Annotated in this window: 17 protein-coding genes; 4 read left to right on the top strand and 13 right to left on the bottom strand. The window is 71.4% G+C overall.

What is annotated here, in order from left to right:
- The first annotated feature begins 145 nt into the window (after positions 1-145).
- Positions 146-1,387 (top strand): fumarylacetoacetase, encoded by a 1,242-nt coding sequence (fahA, locus tag HCJ92_RS01790; RefSeq protein ID WP_167931567.1) that lies wholly within the window; start codon positions 146-148, stop codon positions 1,385-1,387.
- 308 nt (positions 1,388-1,695) lie between these two features.
- Positions 1,696-2,394, top strand: coding sequence for a hypothetical protein (locus tag HCJ92_RS01785; RefSeq protein WP_167931566.1), 699 nt, complete (start codon positions 1,696-1,698; stop codon positions 2,392-2,394).
- Between the two features lie 60 nt (positions 2,395-2,454).
- Here the strand turns inward: HCJ92_RS01785 and HCJ92_RS01780 are convergent, their stop codons facing one another.
- Positions 2,455-2,661 (bottom strand): DUF397 domain-containing protein, encoded by a 207-nt coding sequence (locus HCJ92_RS01780; protein ID WP_167931565.1) that lies wholly within the window; start codon positions 2,659-2,661, stop codon positions 2,455-2,457.
- Positions 2,651-3,484, bottom strand: coding sequence for a Scr1 family TA system antitoxin-like transcriptional regulator (locus HCJ92_RS01775; protein WP_167931564.1), 834 nt, complete (start codon positions 3,482-3,484; stop codon positions 2,651-2,653). Before HCJ92_RS01775 ends, HCJ92_RS01780 begins: the two co-directional genes overlap by 11 nt.
- 328 nt (positions 3,485-3,812) lie before the next feature.
- Here HCJ92_RS01775 and HCJ92_RS01770 point away from each other — a divergent pair, with 328 nt between their 5' ends.
- Entirely contained in the window at positions 3,813-4,202 is a 390-nt protein-coding gene (locus tag HCJ92_RS01770) for a hypothetical protein (protein WP_167931563.1), read from the top strand.
- A gap of 8 nt (positions 4,203-4,210) precedes the next feature.
- On the opposite strand, the gene HCJ92_RS01765 is transcribed toward HCJ92_RS01770, so the two are convergent.
- Together HCJ92_RS01765 and HCJ92_RS01760 are read right to left on the bottom strand one after the other, a co-directional pair.
- Positions 4,211-5,266 (bottom strand): CNNM domain-containing protein, encoded by a 1,056-nt coding sequence (locus tag HCJ92_RS01765; protein WP_167931562.1) that lies wholly within the window; start codon positions 5,264-5,266, stop codon positions 4,211-4,213.
- Complete coding sequence (locus HCJ92_RS01760; protein WP_167931561.1) at positions 5,263-6,684, bottom strand: CNNM domain-containing protein; 1,422 nt, start codon at positions 6,682-6,684, stop codon at positions 5,263-5,265. Before HCJ92_RS01760 ends, HCJ92_RS01765 begins: the two co-directional genes overlap by 4 nt.
- Before the next feature lie 360 nt (positions 6,685-7,044).
- Here HCJ92_RS01760 and HCJ92_RS01755 point away from each other — a divergent pair, with 360 nt between their 5' ends.
- Positions 7,045-7,641, top strand: coding sequence for a hypothetical protein (locus HCJ92_RS01755; RefSeq protein ID WP_167931560.1), 597 nt, complete (start codon positions 7,045-7,047; stop codon positions 7,639-7,641).
- Positions 7,642-7,810: 169 nt separating this feature from the next.
- Here HCJ92_RS01755 and nuoN read toward each other — a convergent pair whose 3' ends face one another.
- From nuoN to nuoF, 9 genes are all read right to left on the bottom strand, one after another.
- The gene (nuoN, locus tag HCJ92_RS01750; RefSeq protein ID WP_338053967.1) at positions 7,811-9,433 is read right to left on the bottom strand and encodes an NADH-quinone oxidoreductase subunit NuoN; all 1,623 of its coding nucleotides are present in this window, start codon (positions 9,431-9,433) and stop codon (positions 7,811-7,813) included.
- 76 nt (positions 9,434-9,509) lie between these two features.
- On the bottom strand, positions 9,510-11,108 hold the full coding sequence (locus HCJ92_RS01745) for an NADH-quinone oxidoreductase subunit M (RefSeq protein ID WP_167931559.1): 1,599 nt from the start codon (positions 11,106-11,108) through the stop codon (positions 9,510-9,512).
- 3 nt (positions 11,109-11,111) lie between these two features.
- Positions 11,112-13,007, bottom strand: a complete 1,896-nt coding sequence (gene nuoL / locus HCJ92_RS01740; protein WP_167931558.1) for an NADH-quinone oxidoreductase subunit L — start codon at positions 13,005-13,007, stop codon at positions 11,112-11,114.
- 27 nt (positions 13,008-13,034) lie between these two features.
- Complete coding sequence (nuoK, locus tag HCJ92_RS01735; protein ID WP_167931557.1) at positions 13,035-13,334, bottom strand: NADH-quinone oxidoreductase subunit NuoK; 300 nt, start codon at positions 13,332-13,334, stop codon at positions 13,035-13,037.
- On the bottom strand, positions 13,331-14,293 hold the full coding sequence (locus HCJ92_RS01730) for an NADH-quinone oxidoreductase subunit J (protein ID WP_420824659.1): 963 nt from the start codon (positions 14,291-14,293) through the stop codon (positions 13,331-13,333). Before HCJ92_RS01730 ends, nuoK begins: the two co-directional genes overlap by 4 nt.
- Positions 14,290-14,967: an NADH-quinone oxidoreductase subunit NuoI gene (gene nuoI / locus HCJ92_RS01725; protein ID WP_167931556.1), complete on the bottom strand. Its 678-nt coding sequence runs from the start codon at positions 14,965-14,967 to the stop codon at positions 14,290-14,292. The genes HCJ92_RS01730 and nuoI overlap by 4 nt, the downstream gene beginning before the upstream one ends.
- Positions 14,960-16,351, bottom strand: coding sequence for an NADH-quinone oxidoreductase subunit NuoH (nuoH, locus tag HCJ92_RS01720; protein WP_167931555.1), 1,392 nt, complete (start codon positions 16,349-16,351; stop codon positions 14,960-14,962). Before nuoH ends, nuoI begins: the two co-directional genes overlap by 8 nt.
- Entirely contained in the window at positions 16,348-18,891 is a 2,544-nt protein-coding gene (locus HCJ92_RS01715) for an NADH-quinone oxidoreductase subunit G (RefSeq protein ID WP_167931554.1), read from the bottom strand. Before HCJ92_RS01715 ends, nuoH begins: the two co-directional genes overlap by 4 nt.
- Positions 18,888-20,246, bottom strand: a complete 1,359-nt coding sequence (nuoF, locus tag HCJ92_RS01710) for an NADH-quinone oxidoreductase subunit NuoF (protein WP_167931583.1) — start codon at positions 20,244-20,246, stop codon at positions 18,888-18,890. Before nuoF ends, HCJ92_RS01715 begins: the two co-directional genes overlap by 4 nt.
- Position 20,247: the final 1 nt, after the last annotated feature.

The following is a 20,247-nucleotide window of genomic DNA, read 5'->3' as shown; positions in this document are numbered from 1 at the left end:
GTATCCGGTCGTCCGTCGATCACTGCCAGCGCGTACCCGGTCGCCACTGGGTCACGCCGCTCCCGTTCCCCGGGCCTCGGCGGCCGGTCGGAACCGGCCGCCGCGCGGCGGCCCGAGCCGGGCTACCGGGCCGTAGGGTATGGCCATGTCTGACGTGAGCCTGCCCGACGTGGCCGAGGACGACCTCTACGGCCCGGACAATCTGCCCTACGGCGTCTACACCACCGACGCCGCGCCCGACCGCCGCCGGATCGGCGTGCGGTACGGCTCCTGGGTACTGGACGTGGGCGCCGCGGCCGTGGCCGCCGACCACCCGTGGGCCGCGCAGTTGTCGGCCCCCACTCTCAACCCGCTGCTGGCGGCCGGACGGCCCGCGTGGCGCGAGGTGCGCGCCACGATCCGCACCTGGCTGACGGACGCCGCCCGGCGCGAACAGCTCGCCGCCGACGGCCTGCTGCTGCCGCTGGACGAGTCGGTGACACTGCACCTGCCGTTCGAGGTCGCCGACTACGTCGACTTCTACGCCAGCGAGCACCACGCCTCCAACCTCGGCCGGATCTTCCGCCCGGACAGCGAGCCGCTGACCCCCAACTGGAAGCACATGCCGATCGGTTACCACGGGCGCGCCGGCACGGTCGTGGTCTCGGGCACCCCGGTCAAGCGGCCCAGCGGCCAGCGCAAGGCACCCGACGCGACGGCACCCGACTTCGGCCCCTCGCGGCGGCTCGACATCGAGGCCGAGGTCGGCTTCGTCATCGGCGGCGCCACCGAGCCGGGCACGGCGGTGCCGCAGACCGCGCTGCGCGACCACGTCTTCGGGGTGTGCCTGCTCAACGACTGGTCCGCGCGTGACCTCCAGGCGTGGGAGTACGTGCCGCTGGGGCCGTTCCTCGGCAAGTCGTTCACCACCTCCGTCTCCGCGTGGATCACTCCGCTGGACGCGTTGGACGACGCCCGCACCGAGCCGCCGGCACGCAGCCACGAGCTGCTGCCCTACCTCGCCGACGGCGACGGCAGCGGCGTCGAGGCTGCCGGTCTGGACCTGCGGATCACCGTCCGGCTGAACGGCGAGGTGATCTCCGAGCCGCCGTTCGCCGCCATGTACTGGACGGCGGCGCAGCAGCTCGCCCACATGACCGTGAACGGCGCGACGCTGCGTCCCGGGGACCTCTTCGGTTCGGGCACGGTCTCCGGCCCCGAGGTCGCCACGCGTGGCTGCCTGCTGGAGCTGACCTGGGCGGGACGCGACCCGGTGGAGCTGAGCACCGGCAAGCGGACGTTCCTGGAGGACGGCGACGAGGTGACCCTGTCGGCGTGGGCGCCGGGGCCGAACGGCACCCGGATCGGCCTGGGCGAGGTCACCGGCCGGATCTCCCCGGCGGCCTGAGCGGCCCGCACCGGCCCGCACCGGGCCGCACCCGTGCCCACCGGCTGCGGACGGCCCGGTGGGTACGGGAACCTCACCCAACCGTGCCCGGACCGCAACCGCCGCGCCCTAGGGTGGCGTGTACACCAACAAGTCAGGTATCGGCGTGACGCGGTACGGACCGGACGCCGACGGCGGCGGGCAGCCCCCTCCCCGGCGGTGCGCCGGTCGCCGCCGTGCGCGCCGGCGGCCGGGAGCGGCCGAGCGGACGACGGGCCCAGGCCCCGGGAACCAGCCCGGGACTGTGCCCGCGAGGGGGGCGACGACTCATGCACCGAGGCAGGCACGGCATACGACTGGGCGTGGCGGCGACGACCACGGCGGCACTGCTGCTCACCGGCTGCGGCAGCAGCGGCGACGACGACAGCGACAACGGCAGCTCCGCGAGCGGGGACAGCTCCGGCGGCGGGGCGCTGCGCGACATGATCACCGACCTCCGCGAGGCACGCGACGCGTTCATGATCTCGCCCGGCGAGGGGCTCGGCGAGGACGACGTCGACATGGACGAGGTCGAGGGGTGGGACGACTGGCAGGACTGGGAGGACGACCCCGAGCCGTCACCCGACGCCGAGGAGGATCCGGACGCCGGCGGGGGCGGTGCGGAGCGCCGCGAGGACGGCTACGGCGCCCTGGACGTCGGCGCCGAGATCAACGGCGTCTGGCAGGGCGCCGACAACACCCTGTTCGGTGTCCTCTCCAGCCAGGAGTCCGGCACAGGCATCGCCAACGCGTTCTTCGTGGACACCGGTTGGCTGCTGCCCGACGGCAATCCCGTGGAGTGCGGCGGGCTGCTCTTCGGCAACGCGGAGGAGGGGTGGAACAGCTTCATCTTCTGCAACGACGAGGACGAGACCATGAAGACGGCCGAGTTGGCGCAGAAGGGCGACACCCTCGACGTCACCTGGGTCGAGGAGGACCGCACCGTCAGCCACGCGTTCATCGGCGACTGGGACGACGCCGTCGAGTAGGTGTTCCGCGGCCCGGTCGGCGCGCCCACCCGAGTGGCGGGCGCGCCGACCGCACGCGGGTCAGGACGGGAAGCGCCCCGACCTGACTCCGGCGACGAACGACGCGAACGCGGACACCGGCAACGCCAGCACCGGCCCGGCCACGTCCTTGGAGTCCCGCACAGGCACCAGCCCGTCCGAGACCGCGAGATTCACGGCAACCTCGACGCAGGCACCGCCGTTCTCGCTGTAGGAGGAGGTGAACCAGCGAGCAGACTCAAGTGTCACGGTAGTCCTTTCGTAGCTGGCTGATCATGGCCAGGGACTCAGGTTGGGACAGAGCATCAGCCTGGAGTTGATGGTAAGCGGTGAGCAGTGGCACCACCGAGGCGCTGTCGCGCTCCAACTGCCCCCGCTGCGCGGACTCCGCATATGACATGAGGCTCCGGTTCTGCAGCGTGAGAATGTACAGAGGAAGGCTGAGTGGTCGCCTGTCACCCATGGAGAAGGGGGCCACCTGCAGAATCGAGTTCGGGAGACTGCCGAAATCCAGCAGTCGAGCCAACTGGTCGTCCATGGTTGCCGCGCTCCCGACCGGCCGACGCAGACTGCTTTCGTCAAGCACGACAAAGACCAGGGGCGGCGGTTCACGGACGAGCATCCGCTGGCGCTCGTCGACGAGCATGAGCCGCTCTTCGCCCTGCTCCTTGGTAATGGCACCGCGTTCGACGGCTCGCATCGTCAACGCCGTGGCATACCGCTCGGTCTGCAGTATCCCGGGCACCACACCTACTTCGTAGACCCTGATCTCAGCCGCATGCCGCTCGTGTGAGACATACTCCGGGAAGCCTTCCAGCAGCGCGGAGTGCCGCGTCGCACGGCTCTGCCGCTCCAGGCGATCACCCGTCCCGAAAGCTCTGTCAGCACTTGCCGCGAACCGAGCAGTTGGTGACCGACGCCCGGTTTCCACAGCCGAGATGTGCGTGCCAGAACATCCGATGCGAACAGCTAGATCCTCCTGTGTCCAGCCACGTTCGTCACGCAGCTGGCGGATGCGGTGGCCGAAGGCGGCCTTCGGCGACGACTGCGGCTCCAGGTCTTTGAGATTCACGGCCTCTCCAAGCCTTTCGCGCAAGTTGAAGACAGCTGCACCCTAGGCCACGCTGACTCTCCTTGGTAGTGGATTCGCTACGGAGAGGAACTGACGTGTGCGTCTGGGATACGCGAGAGGGCTGGCATCGCTGTGGTCGAGCGGTGCAGACAGACGGCGCGAGCCGTGAGGCAGCGGAGTCGCCGTTGAGTGAACTGTTGAAGCGCACGGCCGTACTGCGGCGCGAGATCGATGCGCACCTCCGGTCGCTGGGCAGGCGGGGACAGCGGTGACCGGCTGCTGCCTGGCCCGACCCGCGTGCTGCCCCGGCTACTGGGCGGAGGTGGTGGTGCGCTCACCGGATGCCCACGCCGAGTGGTACGTGGACGGCACGTGGTCAGCGACGCCCGACGAAGCGTTGGCGTGGCTGCGCCACCGGGCGGAGCGCCTCGCGTCAGTACTGGAAGCCGACCCGGCACATCGACCGGGCACGGGCCCGGCCGAACCTGCCTCGCCGGTCGCCGCGGTGCTGCGCGACTGGGCGGCCGACGCGGCGTTCCTCCGGGTGCAGCGCGACGCGCTGGCGGCCGGGGCGCCGGTGAGCGCCAACGCTCGGGGCCCCGACCGGTTCCACGGCGGCGCGTCGGTGGAGGTGCTGTACTCCCTGTCGGCCAGGCCGGTGCCGCTGCGGAGCCGCGCCCAGGCTCTGCCTGCTGTGCCCCCGCCGGGCGGGGCGTGATGCGCTCATCAGGCAGATGCGCCGGGGGGCCGGTTCTCGTCGCCGCGCGGGGCGGCGTCCTGCCGGGGCAGGATGCGCCGCAGGATGTCGGTGACGGTGAGCACGCCCACGCTCCGGCCCGCGTCCGTCGCCACCACCAACTGCTCGCCGGCGGCCCGCATGCGGGACAGTGCCTCGTACACCGGGAGGTCGACGGGGAGCGTCAGCACCGGGCGGGTGAAGGCGCCCACCGGGCGGTCCGCCGGTTCCAGCAGCACGTCCCGGACGTGGACGAGCCGCGGGACACCCGCGTCGCCCGCGTCGACCAGGACGCGCATGTGGGCGGAGCGGGAGGCGGCTTCCCACACGTCGCCGACGACCGCGTCGGCGGCGACCGTGGTGGTGCCGCGCCGGGCCGGCAGCAGGTCGCCCACCCGGAGCCCCTGGAGGTCCAGCACGTCGGCCAGTTGGGCGCGGGCCGAGGCTTCGAGTGTGCCCACGGAGGCGGAGTGCTCGACCAGGTGCCGAATGGTGTCGATGTCGCGCCCGCCCGCGGCGGCACGGTCCACCGGCGTGACGCCGCTCGCCGCGACCAGCCGGTTGGCCATCGTGTTGATCCAGCGCAGCAGCGGCCGGAAGACGCGGGCGAGTGCCCGGGAGGGCGGCCCGATGAGGACCGCGGCGCGCTCCGGGTGTGCGATCGCCCACGACTTGGGCGCCATCTCGCCGATGACGAGGTGCAGGAACGTCACGAAGAGCAGGGAGAGGGCGAACGCCGCGCTGTCGGCGACCCACCCCGGCAGCCCCCACGAGGCGAGCACCGGCCCGAGCCATCGGTCGATCGCCGGCTTGGTGAGGGCCCCCAGGGCGAAGGTGCAGGCGGTGATGCCGAGCTGCGCCAGGGCGAGCATGATCGTCAACTCGTGCACGCCGCGGAGGGCGGCACGGGCCGCACGGCTCTCCGGCGCGAGGGCCTCCAGCCGGTGGCGGCGCGCACCGAGCAGCGCGAACTCGATGACGACGAAGAAGGCGCTCAGCACGATCACGAGCACGGTCGCGGCGGTCACCACCAGCGGCTGGTTCATCGATCCCCCTGCCCCGGCGACGGCTGCGGCTGCGGTCCCGAGGCGCCGTCGGCGTCCTCGACTCCGCCCGGTTCCTCCACCACCCGCACCAGCAGGAGGCTCGGCACACGGCGTGCGAGTTCGAGCACCTCCGCCTCCAGCAGTCGGCGCACCGGTTGCTCCAGCACCAGGTCGGCGGGGTCGTCGGGCAGCGGGATGCGGATGGTTTCGCCGGGTTGCGGGAGCGCCCCGCGGTGTTTGATGAGCAGACCGGCGAGCGTCTCGTACTCGCCGGTGGGGAGCTCGCGGTCGATGGCGCGCGCCACCTCGTCGATGTGGGTGTCGCCGTCGATGCGCCAGCGGTCGCCGTCCGCCGCGACGACGGCGGTCGGTGGGCCGGGGTCGTGCTCGTCGGAGATGTCGCCGATCAGCTCCTCCGCCAGGTCCTCCACCGTGAGGATGCCGACGAACGCGCCGTACTCGTCGAGTACGCAGCCGAGTTGGTCGCGGGTGCGCGCCATCTGGGCCAGCGCCTCGGGGAGCGGGAGGAGCACCGGCAGCAGCAGGGCCGGCCGCATGACCGCTCTCACGGGCTCCGCGTCGGTGGGCCGGCGGCGCAGCAGGTCGACGAGGTGGACCACTCCGACGGGTTCGCCGTGGGCGTCGATGACCGGGTACCGGCTGTGGGCCCGCGCCATCATCGCGCGCAGTTCCGCGACGGTGGTCTCCGGCGTCACCGTGTCGACGCGGGCCCGCGGCACCATCGCGTGCTCGACGGGCCGGTCGGGGAAGTCGAGGACGCGGTCCACGAGGAGCGACAGGTCGGCGGGCAGGTCGCCGCTGTCGCGCGAGTCGGAGACGGCGTGCCGCAGGTCCTCGCGGGTGGCGCTGGTGTCCAGGTCGTGGACGGGTTCGGTCCGCAGCAACCGCAGGAAGGCGTTGGCGGCGCGGTCGAAGACGGTGATGAGCCAGCCGCACGCCGCCAGGTAGACGAGGGTGGAGGGGGCGAGCGCCCGCGCCAGTGGTTCGGGGTCGGCGATGGCGAGGTTCTTCGGGTACAGCTCGCCGAAGATCATCTGCACCACCGTGGCCGTCACCAGCGCCACCACGGTGCCGATGGAGACGCCGACGGCGACCGGGACGCCGACGCCGCCCAACAGCACCCCGAACGAGCCGCCGATCAGGGGTTCCGCGACGAAGCCGACGAGCAGGCCGGTGACGGTGATCCCGAGCTGTGCCCCCGAGAGCATGAACGAGGTGCGCCGGGTGACCCGCAGGGCCCGGCGGGCGGCGGCGTCACCGGCGTCGGCTCGGGCGCCCAGACGTTCGCGGTCGACGGTCATGTAGGCGAACTCCTGCGCCACGAAGTAGCCGTTCGCCGCGATGATCACAAGGATGACCACGACCCCCAGCAGCCCGGTCAGCACCGCTTCGGTCACGTCCGGTTCACCTCACGCAGGAGTACGGGCACACGCCGGGGAGGAGCGACGGCCGGGACGCCGGCCGCACGCCACGGGTCGACGGCCGGCCACGTCTCGCCGCGCCGTTTTCGGCACTGATGCCCCACCATATGCGGTTGGTCCGTCCTGTCATGGGACGCGCCGGGGGTCGCCGTCGGCAGCGTGGCCCGCCCGGCCGAGCGACCGCCGGGTTCCGGCCGGGAACCCGCTGTCGTTGAACGGAGTAGGGCAGAGTACGGAGTGCGGCACTCGGCCGCACGGCAGGACCGGCCCCCGGTGCTGCCCGACGCCCACGACCGCGCCCGCGCCGAGCGGGTACCGGGATGTGAGAGGGAGACCATGAAGATACGTCTGGCCGGACCGGCGTTGGCCGCCGCAGTGATGCTGCTGGCCGCGGGCTGCGGAAGCAGCGACGACTCCTCCGACGACACGGCCACCGAGGAGACGGGCGCCTCGGAGCAGGGCGACGACGCCGAGGACGCCGACGAGGAGGACGGCGCGGACGACGCGGCAGGCGGCGGCACCGGCGCCATGGCGGGCATCTGGGGCAGCGTCTCCGGCGAGGACACCCTCCTCCAGATCGGCGACGACGGCCTCGCCACCCTGCTCACCTCCGACGACGCCTGCCTCGGCGGGGCACAGTCCATGGGCGACCACTCCATGATCAACCTCCAGTGCTCCGTCGCGACGGGGTACGCCAGCGGCGAGGCCACGCTGAACGGCGAGGCGTTGACCGTCGGTTGGGAGAGCGGCGAGACCGTCTACGAGCGGATCGCGGACCAGGCGGTGGACCTGGCCGAGCTGAACCTGGCCGAACTCGGCCTGGAGGAGCTCGAAGGCATCGACCTCGACAACATCGACTTCGAGGGCTTCGACATCGACGAGCTGGAGTCGCTCCTGCCGGGCAGCATCGGCGGCCCCGGCGACGACGACTGACCCTGCCGCACACCGCGGCGCGGAGCGGCGTCGGCTCCCGGGGCGACCACCCCGGGGGCCGACGGCCGCACCACCGCACGGGCAGCACGCCGAACGGGCCGGTACCGCCTCACGAAGAGGTGGTACCGGCCCGTTCGCCGTACCGGGTCCCGGCGTGGTCCGGGGAGGCTCAGCGGACGAAGACGCCCGCCTGGCCGGCCAGGTCGAGGAAGTACTGCGGCGCGACGCCGAGGACGATCGTCACCGCCGCGGCGACGCCCAGCATCGACGTGGTCATCGGGCTGGGGACGACGACCGAGGGGCCGTCCTCCTGCGGCTCGCTGAAGAACATCAGCACGATGACGCGGACGTAGAAGAACGCCGCGATCGCCGAGGCGATCACACCGACGATGACCAGGCCCATCGCGCCCGCGTCGGCCGCGGCGCTGAACACCGCGAACTTGCCCGCGAACCCGGAGGTCAGCGGGATACCGGCGAACGCCAGCAGGAAGAGCGCGAAGACGCCGGCCAGGAGCGGCGAACGGCGTCCGAGACCGGCCCACTTGGAGAGGTGGGTCGCCTCGCCTTCGCCGTCGCGCACCAGCGTGACCACGGCGAACGCGCCGAGCGTCACGAAGGAGTACGCCGCCAGGTAGAACAGCACCGAGGAGACGCCGTCCTCGCTGACCGCGAGCACGCCGGCCAGGATGAACCCGGCGTGGGCGATCGAGGAGTACGCCAGCAGCCGCTTCACGTCGGTCTGGGTGATGGCGATGACGGCACCGGCCAGCATCGAGGCGATGGCGACACCCCACAGCACCGGCTCCCAGTCCCAGCGCATCCCCGGCAGGGTCACGTACAGCAGCCGCAGCAGCGCGCCGAAGGCGGCGACCTTGGTGGCCGCGGCCATGAAGCCGGTCACCGGGGTCGGGGCCCCCTGGTAGACGTCGGGCGTCCACATGTGGAACGGCACGGCACCGACCTTGAACAGCAGGCCCATGACGACCAGCGCGCCACCGATCAGCAGGTAGGCGTCGTTGCCCATCGTCGCGGCCAGGCCCGGGTCCACCGCCGGCGGGGCGCCGGAGATGACGTCGGCGATGCCCGCGTAGGAGAGGGTGCCCGCGTAACCGTAGAGCAGCGCAATGCCGAACAGCAGGAACGCGGAGGCGAAGGCGCCCAGCAGGAAGTACTTGACCGCGGCCTCCTGCGACAGCAGCCGCCGGCGCCGGGAGAGGGCGCACAGCAGGTACAGCGGCAGGGAGAGGACCTCCAGCGCGATGAAGAGCATCAGTAGGTCGTTGGCGGCGGGGAAGAGCAGCATGCCGCCGAGGGCGAACAGCATCAGCGGGAAGATCTCGGTCGTGGTGTAACCGGACTTCACCGCCAGCTTCTCCGCGGTGCCGCCGGGCGTCGCCGCCGCCTGCGCGGCGAAGGAGTCCACGGCCCGGCCGTGCTCGGCCGGTTCCAGCCGGCGTTCCGCGAAGAGGAACACCGACACGAAGCCGACCAGGATCAGGACGCCCTGGAGGAACAGCGCCGGGCCGTCCACGGCCAGCGCGCCCATGCCGGCGACCTGCGCCTGCGTGCTCGCGTGCCCGTCGGCCGCGAGCCCGACGACCGCGGCGAACGCGGTCGCCAGGGCCAGTACGGCGAGCACCACCTGGGTGCCGTAGCGGTGGCGGCGGGGCGCGAACGCCTCGACGAGCACGCCGATGACGGCGGCCCCCACCACGATGAGCGTCGGGGAGAGCGCGACCCACTCGAACTGCGGTGTCTCCAGCACCCCCTGCGCGTGCGTCCAGCTGTTCACTGTGCTGTCTCCTCGTATCCCCCGCCGATGCGGCGGCTCGGGTCACGGTCGCGGCTGGTCTCCCGGATGCGCGATGTCATCGGCGGGCCTCCAGTTCCGGCTCGGGGTCGCTCTCACCGACGTCGGAGAGGGTGTGCTGGACCGCGGGGTCGACGATGTCGGTGAGCGGCCGGGGGAAGACACCGAGGAAGATCAGCATCGCGATCAGCGGTGCCACCACGGCGAGTTCACGCGGACGGAGGTCCGGCATCCGGGACAGCTCGGGCCGCACCGGCCCGGTCATCGTGCGCTGGTAGAGGATCAGTACGTAGAGCGCGGCGAGGACGATGCCGGCGCAGGCGACGATCCCCGCGACCGGGTACCGGGTGAACGTGCCCACCAGCACCAGGAACTCGCTGACGAACGGCCCGGTACCGGGGAGCGACAGGGTCGCCAGTCCGCCGATGAGGAAGGTGCCCGCCAGGATGGGCGCGGTCTTCTGCACGCCGCCGTAGTCCGCGATGAGGCGGGAGCCGCGGCGGGTGATGAGGAACCCGGCGACCAGCATCAACGCGGCGGTGGCGATGCCGTGGTTGACCATGTACAGGGTCGCGCCGGTCTGGCCCTGGCTGGTCATGGCGAAGATGCCCAGGATGATGAAGCCGAAGTGGCTGATCGACGCGTAGGCGATCAGGCGCTTCATGTCGCGCTGGCCGAGCGCCAGCAGCGCGCCGTAGATGATGGAGATCAGCGCCAGCACGATCACCACCGGCGTCGCCCACGCGCTCGCCTCGGGGAACAGCCCCAGGCAGAAGCGGAGCATCGCGAAGGTGCCGACCTTGTCGACCACCGCGGTGATCAGCACGGCGACGGGGGCGGTCGACTCGCCCATCGCGTTGGGCAGCCAGGTGTGGACCGGCCACAGCGGCGCCTTGATGGCGAAGGCGATGAAGAAGCCCAGGAACAGGAAGCGTTCGGTGTTCTGCGCGAAGGTCAGCTCACCGGAGGCGCGCGCCTCGGCGATCGCCTGGAGCGAGAACGTGCTGCCGCCCGGCAGGTCCGCGGTGGCGACGTACAGCCCGATCACCGCGGCCAGCATGATGAGGCCGCCGGCCAGGTTGTACAGCAGGAACTTCACGGCCGCGTAGGTCCGCTGCTTCGCCTGCCGGTTCTCCGAGTTCTCCCCGGCACGGTCGCCGAAGCCACCGATGAGGAAGTACATCGGGATCAGCATGGCTTCGAAGAAGATGTAGAAGAGGAAGATGTCGGTCGCGACGAACGACATCACCACCATGGCCTCGACCATGAGGATCAGGGCGAAGAAGCCCTGGGTGGGGCGCCAGCGCTTCCCGGCGGGGGCCTCCCCCTCCTTGGGGTCGGCGTCGTTCCAGCCGGCACCGATGAGGAACGGGATCAGCACCGCGGTCAGTGCCACCAGGGCGACGGCGATACCGTCCACGCCGAGCTCGTAGCGGACACCGAACGCCGGGATCCACGCGTGCGACTCGGTCAACTGGTAGCGGTCACCGCCCGGTTCGAACCGGACCAGCACCAGGATCGCCAGCACGGCGGTGACCAGCGAGGCGGTCAGGGCGACCCACTTGGCGAGGTTGCGCCGTGCCGAGGGGACGGCGGCGGTGGCGACCGCGCCGATGGCGGGCGCCAGCACCGTGGCCGTCAGCAGGGGAAATGACATGAGTTAGACCGCCCTCATCAGCAGGGTCACGGCAATGAGGATCGCCGCACCGCCGAACATCGAAGCCGCGTAGCTGCGCGCGAAGCCGTTCTGCACCTTCCGCAGCCGCCCGGAGAGCCCGCCGAAGCCCGCCGCGGTGCCGTTGACGACACCGTCCACCAGCTTGTGGTCGACGTAGACGAGCCCGCGGGTGAGATAACTGCCGGGGGTGACGAACGCGGCGTGGTTGAAGTCGTCCTGCAGCAGGTCGCGGCGGGCGGCCCGCGTGATCCAGACGCCGGTCGGGGCGACCTCGGGGATCGGGCGGCGCCCGTACTGGAACCAGGCGGCGCCGACACCGACGAGCATCAGCACCGTCGCCAGCACGGAGACCATGCCGTGGCTGACCGGGGAGTTGCCGTCGGCGGTGGCGACCACCGGCGACAGCCAGTCGACGAACGAGTGGTTGAGGTTGAAGACGAAGCCGGCGCCGACCGACCCGACGGCCAGCACGATCATCGGCACCGTCATCGACAGCGGCGACTCGTGCGGGTGCGGGTCCTTGCCCTCGGCATCCTTCACCCAGCGCTTCTCGCCGAAGAAGGTCATCAGCATGATGCGCGTCATGTAGTACGCGGTCAGCGCCGCGCCCAGCAGGGTGACGCCGCCGAGGATCCAGCCCTCCGTGCCGCCCTTCCCGAAGGCCGCGTAGATGATCTCGTCCTTGGAGAAGAAGCCCGAGAGGTAGGGGAAGCCGATGATGGCGAGGTAGCCCAGGCCCATCGTCACGAAGGTGACGGGCATGTACTTCCGGAGCCCGCCGTAGCGCCGCATGTCGACCTCGTCGTTCATGCCGTGCATGACCGATCCGGCGCCGAGGAACAGCCCCGCCTTGAAGAAGCCGTGGGTGACCAGGTGCATGATGGCGAAGACGTAGCCGATCGGGCCGAGCCCGGCCGCCAGCATCATGTAGCCGATCTGCGACATCGTCGACCCGGCCAGGGCCTTCTTGATGTCGTCCTTGGCGCAACCGACGATCGCGCCGAAGAGCAGGGTGACGGCACCGACCACGACGACCACGGTCTGCGCGGCGGGGGCGCCGTCGAAGATCGCGCCGGAGCGGACCACGAGGTAGACGCCGGCGGTGACCATCGTCGCGGCGTGGATCAGGGCCGAGACCGGAGTCGGGCCCTCCATCGCGTCGCCCAGCCAGGACTGGAGCGGCACCTGGGCCGACTTGCCGCAGGCCGCCAGCAGCAGCATCAGCCCGATGGCGGTCAGCGTGCCCTCGCTCGCCTGCTCCGCGTCGGAGAGCACCGGGGAGAAGGCGAAGGTGCCGAAGGTGGAGAACATCAGGAAGATCGCGATCGCCAGACCGACGTCGCCGACGCGGTTGACCACGAACGCCTTCTTCGCCGCCGTCGCCGCGCTCGGCTTGTGCTGCCAGAAACCGATCAGCAGGAACGAGGCGAGACCGACGCCCTCCCAACCGACGTACAGCAGCAGGTAGTTGTCGGCGAGGACCAGGATGAGCATGGCCGCGAGGAACAGGTTCAGATAGGCGAAGAACCTGCGCCGCCGCACGTCGTGCTCCATGTAACCCACCGAGTAGAGGTGGATCAACGTGCCGACCGAGGTGATCAGCAGCACGAACGTCATCGACAACTGGTCGAGCTGGAAGGCGATGTCCGCCTGGAACCCGTTCACCGGCACCCAGCTGTACAGGTGCTGGCTCAGCGCCCGGTCGCCGCCGTCCCGGCCGAGCATGTCGACGAAGAGCACCGCGGCCAGGGTGAAGGAGAGCGCGGCCAGGCCGGTTGCCAGCCAGTGGCCGAACCGGTCGAGGCGGCGACCGCCCACGAGCAGCAGCGCCGCGCCCAGCAGCGGTGCCGCGACGAGCAGTCCGATCAACGATTCCACTGGTAACTCCACATTCTTCCGCTGGCCTTACAGCTTCATCAGACTGGCGTCGTCGACCGAAGCCGAGTGGCGCGAGCGATAGACCATGACGATGATCGCCAGCCCGACCACGACCTCGGCGGCGGCTACGACCATGACGAAGAACGCCATGATCTGACCGTCGAGGTTCCCGTGCATGCGGGAGAAGGTGACCAGTGCCAGGTTGGCGGCGTTCAGCATCAGTTCGATGCTCATGAAGACCACGATGGCGTTGCGCCGCAGCAGCACACCGCAGGCGCCGATGGTGAACAGCAGCGCCGCGAGATGCAGGTAGTTCTCGGGACTCACTTGCCGGCCTCCTCGGCTTCGTCGCCGTCGCCGTCGTCACGGCGGCCGTTGTCGCCGCCGTCACCGTCGGTGCCGGTGGCGGCGGGGGTGGTGGTGCCGGCCTTGCCGGTGGTGCTCCCGGAACCGAGCGCGCCGCTGACGGAGGCGCTGCGGCCCTGGTGGTCGGCGGTGCGCTGTTCCAGCGCGGCGAGTGCGCCGAGCGCCTCGGTGTGGACCTCGCGGACCTGGTCGCGCTCGTGGAGCGTGGCGCTCACGGTCAGCGGCGACGGCGTGCCGTCGGGCAGCAGACCGGGGATGTCCACGGCGTTGTGGCGGGCGTAGACACCGGGCGCGGGCAGCGGCGGCACCTGGGTGCCGTCCTTGACGCGTGCCTCGGCCTGCTCGCGCTGGGACTTGGAGCGCTCGATCTTCTCGCGGTGCGTCAGCATCGTCGCGCCGACGGCGGCGACGGTGAGCAGGACGCCGGTCACCTCGAAGGCGACCATGTACCGGGTGAAGAGCAGCGAGGCCAGGCCCTCGACGTTGCCCTGGGAGTTGGCCTCCGCGAGGCCGGTGAAGGAGCCCACCGACGCCTGGCCGATGCCCGCGATCAGCAGGATGCCCAGACCGAGGCCCATGGCCGCCGTCGCGATCCGTTGCCCCTTGATCGTCTCCTTGAGGGAGTCCGCCGCGCTGACGCCGACGAGCATCAGCACGAAGAGGAAGAGCATCATCACGGCGCCGGTGTAGACGACGATCTGCACGACGCCGAGGAAGTAGGCGCCGTTGGCCAGGTAGAACAGGGCCAGGATGACCATGGTCCCGGCCAGGCACAGCGCCGAGTAGACGGCGCGGCGCATCAGGATCGTGCCGAGCCCGCCGGCGACGGCGATCGGCGCGAGGATCCAGAACTGGACTGCCTCGCCACCGGAGGTGGATGTCTCCGCCGCCAGTGTCGACAGGGCGGTCATCGTGCTCATGCCCGCACCTCCGGCGGTTCGCCGTCGTCGCCGATGTTGCCGCGGTGGTCGTGCCCGGTGGGGTCGGTCAGCGAGGCCGCCGCCGCGAGCGCGTCCTGCGGGGTGACCTCCTCGCCGGGGGCCTCCTCGCCCTTGGAGCGGGCGACCTGCCGGACCGTCCCCTCCGCGGCGCCCGGGACCTCGCCCCGGTAGTACGTCTGCTCGTCCGCGCCCGGGTACATCGAGTGCGGCGCCTCGACCATGTCGTCCTGGAGGCCGGCGAGCAGCTCCTCCTTGGTGAAGATCAGGTCGGTGCGGGTCCGGTCGGCGAGCTCGTACTCGTTGGTCATGGTCAGCGCGCGCGTCGGGCACGCCTCCACGCACAGCCCGCACAGGATGCAGCGCAGGTAGTTGATCTGGTAGACGCGGCCGTACCGCTCACCCGGGGAGTAGCGCTCCTCCTCGGTGTTGTCGGCGCCCTCGACGTAGATGGCGTCGGCGGGGCAGGCCCACGCGCACAGCTCGCAGCCGATGCACTTCTCCAGCCCGTCGGGGTGACGGTTGAGCTGGTGGCGGCCGTGGAAGCGGGGCGCGGTGGGCTTCTTCTCCTCCGGGTACTGCTCGGTGAGCCGCTTCTTGAACATGCCCTTGAAGGTCACGCCGAAGCCGGCCACCGGGTTGTTGAAGTCAGGCATCGCCGTCCTCCTTCCGTGCGTCGCTCGGTGCGTCACTGTCGGCGCCCGCAGTAGAGGCCTCCGCCCCGGCCGGGGCCGCGACGCCGGCCCGGTGCCGGTCCGCGCGCGAGGGGCGACGCGGTACCGGGGGCAGGGTCTGGCCGGGCTTGGGCGGCACGGGGAAGCCCCCGGCCATCGGGTCGAACTCGGGCTCCTCGGGCTCCGTGCCGCGCTTCGCCCGGTCGGAACGGTCCCGGAGTGTGTCGATCACCAGCGAGACGAGCAGCAGGGCGACGACACCTCCGACCACCCAGATCAGGATGTCGCTGAAGGAGCGGCCGTCGTTCTGGAAGGCGCGGACGGTGGCGACCAGCATCAGCCAGCCGAGCGCGACCGGGATGAGGACCTTCCAGCCCAGCACCATGAACTGGTCGTACCGGACTCGGGGAAGCGTGCCGCGGATCCAGACGAAGAAGAACATGACCGCGAGCAGCTTGAGGGTGAACCACAGCAGCGGCCACCAGCCGGTGTTGGCCGACTCCCAGAAGGAGATCGGCGCCGGCGCCCGCCAGCCACCGAGGAAGATCGTCACCATCAGCGCGGAGACGGTCACCATGTGGATGTACTCGGACATCATGAAGAAGGCGAACTTGATGGACGAGTACTCGGTGAGGTACCCGCCGACCAGGTCGCCCTCGGACTCCGGCATGTCGAACGGCGGGCGGTGCGCCTCGCCGACCATGGCGATCATGTAGATCAGGAACGACACCGGCAGCAGGACGACGAACCAGCGGTCCTCCTGCGCGGCGACGATCCCCGAGGTGGACATCGACCCCGAGTAGAGGAAGACGGCCGCGAAGGAGAGGCCCATCGCGACCTCGTAGGAGATGATCTGCGCCGTGGCGCGCACGCCGCCGAGCAGCGGGTAGGTCGAGCCGGAGGACCAGCCGGCGAGGACGGTGCCGTAGACGGCGATGGCCGAGGTGGCCAGCACGTACAGCATCGCCACCGGGAGGTCGGTGAGCTGGAGGACGGTCTCGGTGCCGAAGATCGACACCGGGGAGTCGGCCGGACCGAAGGGGATCACCGCGATGGCCATGAACGCGGGGACGGTAGCGAGGATCGGCGCCAGGATGTAGACCGGCTTGTCGGCCCCCTTGACGACGATGTCCTCCTTGAACATCAGCTTCACACCGTCGGCCAGCGACTGGAGCATGCCCCAGGGGCCGTTGCGGTTGGGGCCGATACGCAGCTGCATCCAGCCGAGCACCTTGCGCTCCATCACGATGGAGATCAGCACCGTGCCCATCAGGAACGCGAAGACGCCGACCGCCTTGAGCAGGATCAGCCAGAACGGATCGTTGCCGAACATCGACAGATCCGTCTGTTGGGCGAGCACGGTCATCGGGCGTTCCCTCCCTTCTCGTCAGGGGCCTGGCCGGGGGCGCCGGACGGCGACCCGGAGGCGATGGCGACCAGCTCGCCCGGGTGGGCGCCCAGGTCGTGGTAGATACCGCCGCCGAAGGAGTTGACCGGCAGCCACACGACGCCGTCGGGCATCTCCGTGACGAGCAGCGGGAGTTCGACGCTCCCGGCGGGTCCGGTCACCGCGACGGTGCCTCGGTCGGCGAGACCGGCACCGGCGGCGGTCGTCGGGGAGACCCGCGCCGGAGCGGGGTGACGGGTGGCGGCCAGCGCCTTGTCGCCCTCCTGGAGCCGGCCCTGGTCGAGCAGCATCCGGTGGCCGGCGAGGACCGCCTCGCCGGCGGCGGGCGCCGGCGGGGTGACGGAGGTGCCGGTCGGGCCGATGGGAAGCGCGCCCTCCCAGGCCGGGAACCGGCCGACCTCGCGGCGGGTGGCCGCGACATCGGGCAGGCCGAGCGCGATGTCCATCCGGTCGGCGAGCATGTGGAGCGCCCGGCCGTCGGGGTGGACGTGGCGGCGGGTCATCTGGTCGGCGGCGATCGCAGCCTCGAACGGCCGGTAGCGACCCTCCCAGTTGAGGAAGGTGCCGCTCTTCTCGGCGACCGCCGCCACCGGGAGCACCACGTGGGCGCGGGCGGTGACCTCGGTCGGCCGCTGCTCCAGGCTGACGAGGAACCCCTCGGCCGCGACCCGGTCCAGCGCGGCGAGCGCGGCGGTCGGGTCGGGGAGGTCCTCGGTTCCGACGCCCGCGACGACCAGGCCGGCGAGCCCGCCGTCGGCCGCCGCGCGCAGGATCGCGGCGGTGTCACGGCCAGGGCGGTCGGGCAGGTCGGCCTCGGCGACGCCCCAGACCGCGGCGGTCTGCTGCCGGGCGAGAACGTCGTGGTCGGGCCGCCCGCCGGGGAGCAGCCCGGGCAGCGCGCCCGCCTCGACCGCGCCGCGCTCACCGGCGCGGCGCGGGATCCACACCAGCCGGGCGCCGGTGGCGGCGGAGGCGGCGACCGCGGCGGTCAACGCGCCCGGCACCAGCGCCAGTCGCTCACCGACGAGGATCAACGCACCGTCGGCGCGCAGCGCCTCGGCGGCGTCCTGCCCCGCGCCCTCCAGGCCGGTTCCCGCGGCCAGCGCGTCCAGCCATTCGGTCTCGGTGCCGGGGGCGGCGGGCAGCAGCACGCCGCCGGCCTTGGCCTGGCCCCGGGTGAGGTGGGAGGCGAGCGACCAGCTGCGCTGGTTGTTCTTGCGGTTGGCCTTGCGCAGCCGCAGGAAGACGCCGGGCGCCTCCTCCTCCGCTTCCAGCCCTGCCAGCAGCACGGCCGGGGCCGACTCCAGTGCGCGGTAGGTGACCGGACCGCCGCGGTCGACGCCGCTGCCGGCGACGTGGGCGGCGAGGAACGCCGCCTCCTCGGCGGAGTGGGGCCGGGCGCGGAAGTCGATGTCGTTGGTGGCCAGCGCGAGCCGGGCGAACTTGGCGTAGGCGTAGGCGTCCTCGACGGTCAGCCGACCGCCGGTGAGCACGGCCGCCCCGGCGCCGTCGCGGGCGGCGGTGAGACCGGCCGCAGCGGCCTCCAGCGCCTCGGGCCAGCTGGTGGGGACGAGTTCACCGGTACCGGTGTCGCGCACGAGCGGGACGGTGAGGCGGTCGGGGAGCTGCGCGTAGCGGAAGCCGAAGCGCCCCTTGTCGCACATCCACTCCTCGTTGACCTCGGGGTCGTCCGCGGCGAGGCGGCGCATCGTCTTGCCGCGGCGGTGGTCGGTGCGGGTGGCGCAGCCGCCGGCGCAGTGCTCGCAGACGCTGGGCGAGGAGACCAGGTCGAACGGGCGGGAGCGGAACCGGTAGGCGGCGGAGGTGAGCGCGCCGACCGGGCAGATCTGGATGGTGTTGCCCGAGAAGTACGACTGGAGGGGCTCGCCCTCGCCGGTGCCGACCTGCTGGAGGGCGCCGCGCTCCAGGAGTTCGATCATCGGGTCGCCCGCGACCTGGTTGGAGAACCGGGTGCAGCGGGCGCACAGCACGCAGCGTTCGCGGTCGAGCAGCACCTGCGCGGAGATCGGGACGGGCTTGGCGAAGGTCCGCTTGACGCCCGCGAACCGGGAGTCGGCCTGGCCGTGGGACATGGCCTGGTTCTGGAGCGGGCACTCGCCGCCCTTGTCGCAGACGGGGCAGTCCAGGGGGTGGTTGATGAGCAGCAGCTCCATCACCCCGACCTGGGCCTTCTCCGCGACCGGGGAGGTGAGTTGGGTGCGGACGACCATGCCGTCGGTGCAGGTGATGGTGCACGACGCCATGGGCTTGCGCTGGCCCTCGACCTCGACGATGCACTGGCGGCAGGCCCCGGCGGGGTCGAGCAGCGGGTGGTCGCAGAAGCGCGGGATCTCGATGCCGAGCAGCTCGGCGGCACGGATCACCAGGGTGCCCTTGGGCACGGAGATCTCGATGCCGTCGATCGTCAGCGTCACCAGGTCCTCGGGCGGCGTGGCCGGTCCGCCGCCGGTGGTACCGGAGGTGGTGGTGACAGTCATGCGTTCACCTCCTGGGTGGCGTCGCGGTCGTCCGCCCAGACGGTGGACTTCGCGGGGTCGAACGGGCAGCCACCGCCGGTGACGTGCTGCTCGTACTCCTCGCGGAAGTGCTTCAGCGAGGACATGATGGGCGCGGCGGCACCGTCGCCCAGGGCGCAGAACGACTTGCCGTTGATGTTGTCGGCGATGTCGAGGAGCTTCTCCAGGTCGGCCATGGAGCCCTTGCCGGCCTCCAGGTCGCGCATCAGCTGGACGAGCCAGTAGGTGCCCTCCCGGCAGGGGGTGCACTTGCCGCACGACTCATGGGCGTAGAACTCGGTCCAGCGGGTGACGGCGCGGACCACGCAGGTGGTCTCGTCGAAGCACTGAAGCGCCTTGGTGCCGAGCATGGAGCCGGCGCCGGCGACGCCCTCGTAGTCGAGGGCGATGTCGAGGTGCTCCTCGGTGAGGAGCGGGGTGGAGGAGCCGCCGGGGGTCCAGAACTTCAGCCGGTGGCCGGGGCGCATGCCGCCGCCGAGTTCGAGGAGCTGGCGCAGCGTGATGCCGAGCGGCGCCTCGTACTGCCCGGGACGGGCGACGTGCCCGGAGAGCGAGTAGAGGGTGAAGCCGGCGGACTTCTCGCTGCCCATCGACCTGAACCAGTCCTTGCCGCGATCGATGATCGCGGGGACGGAGGCGATGGACTCGACGTTGTTGACGACCGTCGGCGAGGCGTAAAGGCCGGCGATCGCGGGGAACGGCGGACGCAGCCGGGGCTGGCCGCGGCGCCCCTCCAGCGAGTCGAGGAGCGCGGTCTCCTCGCCGCAGATGTAGGCGCCCGCACCGGCGTGGACGACGAGTTCGAGGTCCTTGCCCGGCCCGAGGGCGTCCTTCCCGACGTACCCGGCGGCGTAGGCCTCGGCGACGGCGGCGTGCAGCCGCCGCAGGACCGGGACGACCTCGCCGCGGAGGTAGATGAAGGCGTGGGAGGAGCGGATCGCGTGGCAGGCGATCACGATGCCCTCGATCAGCGAGTGCGGGTTGGCGTAGAGCAGCGGGATGTCCTTGCAGGTGCCCGGCTCCGACTCGTCCGCGTTGACGACGAGGTAGTGCGGCTTGCCGTCGCCCTGCGGGATGAACTGCCACTTCATGCCGGTGGGGAAGCCCGCGCCGCCTCGGCCGCGGAGTCCGGCCTCCTTGACGTAGGCGATGAGCTCGTCCGGGTCCATCGCCAAAGCCTTGGCCAGGCCCCGGTAGCCGCCGTGGCGGCGGTAGCCGTCCAGCGTGTAGCTGTCGGCGTCACCCCAGTTGGCGGAGAGGACCGGGGTCAGCAGGTCCTTGGCCACGGCCGCGGCGCTGGTGTTGTCGGATGACATG

Origin of the sequence: Streptomyces spiramenti (genome assembly GCF_012034385.1) — a bacterium.
GTDB lineage: Bacteria > Actinomycetota > Actinomycetes > Streptomycetales > Streptomycetaceae > Streptomyces > Streptomyces spiramenti.
The sequence above is the reverse complement of the archived record's forward strand: the minus strand, read 5'-3'. Positions and strand labels throughout refer to the sequence as shown.

What these genes read in the sequence shown, in the direction of transcription:
- fahA (WP_167931567.1), top strand. Translation starts at nt 146, where the DNA reads ATGTCTGACGTGAGCCTGCCCGACGTGGCCGAGGACGACCTCTACGGC.
- HCJ92_RS01785 (WP_167931566.1), top strand. Translation starts at nt 1,696, where the DNA reads ATGCACCGAGGCAGGCACGGCATACGACTGGGCGTGGCGGCGACGACC.
- HCJ92_RS01765 (WP_167931562.1), bottom strand. Translation starts at nt 5,266, where the DNA reads ATGAACCAGCCGCTGGTGGTGACCGCCGCGACCGTGCTCGTGATCGTG.
- HCJ92_RS01755 (WP_167931560.1), top strand. Translation starts at nt 7,045, where the DNA reads ATGAAGATACGTCTGGCCGGACCGGCGTTGGCCGCCGCAGTGATGCTG.
- HCJ92_RS01745 (WP_167931559.1), bottom strand. Translation starts at nt 11,108, where the DNA reads ATGTCATTTCCCCTGCTGACGGCCACGGTGCTGGCGCCCGCCATCGGC.
- HCJ92_RS01730 (WP_420824659.1), bottom strand. Translation starts at nt 14,293, where the DNA reads ATGAGCACGATGACCGCCCTGTCGACACTGGCGGCGGAGACATCCACC.
- nuoI (WP_167931556.1), bottom strand. Translation starts at nt 14,967, where the DNA reads ATGCCTGACTTCAACAACCCGGTGGCCGGCTTCGGCGTGACCTTCAAG.
- nuoH (WP_167931555.1), bottom strand. Translation starts at nt 16,351, where the DNA reads ATGACCGTGCTCGCCCAACAGACGGATCTGTCGATGTTCGGCAACGAT.
- HCJ92_RS01715 (WP_167931554.1), bottom strand. Translation starts at nt 18,891, where the DNA reads ATGACTGTCACCACCACCTCCGGTACCACCGGCGGCGGACCGGCCACG.
- nuoF (WP_167931583.1), bottom strand. Translation starts at nt 20,246, where the DNA reads ATGTCATCCGACAACACCAGCGCCGCGGCCGTGGCCAAGGACCTGCTG.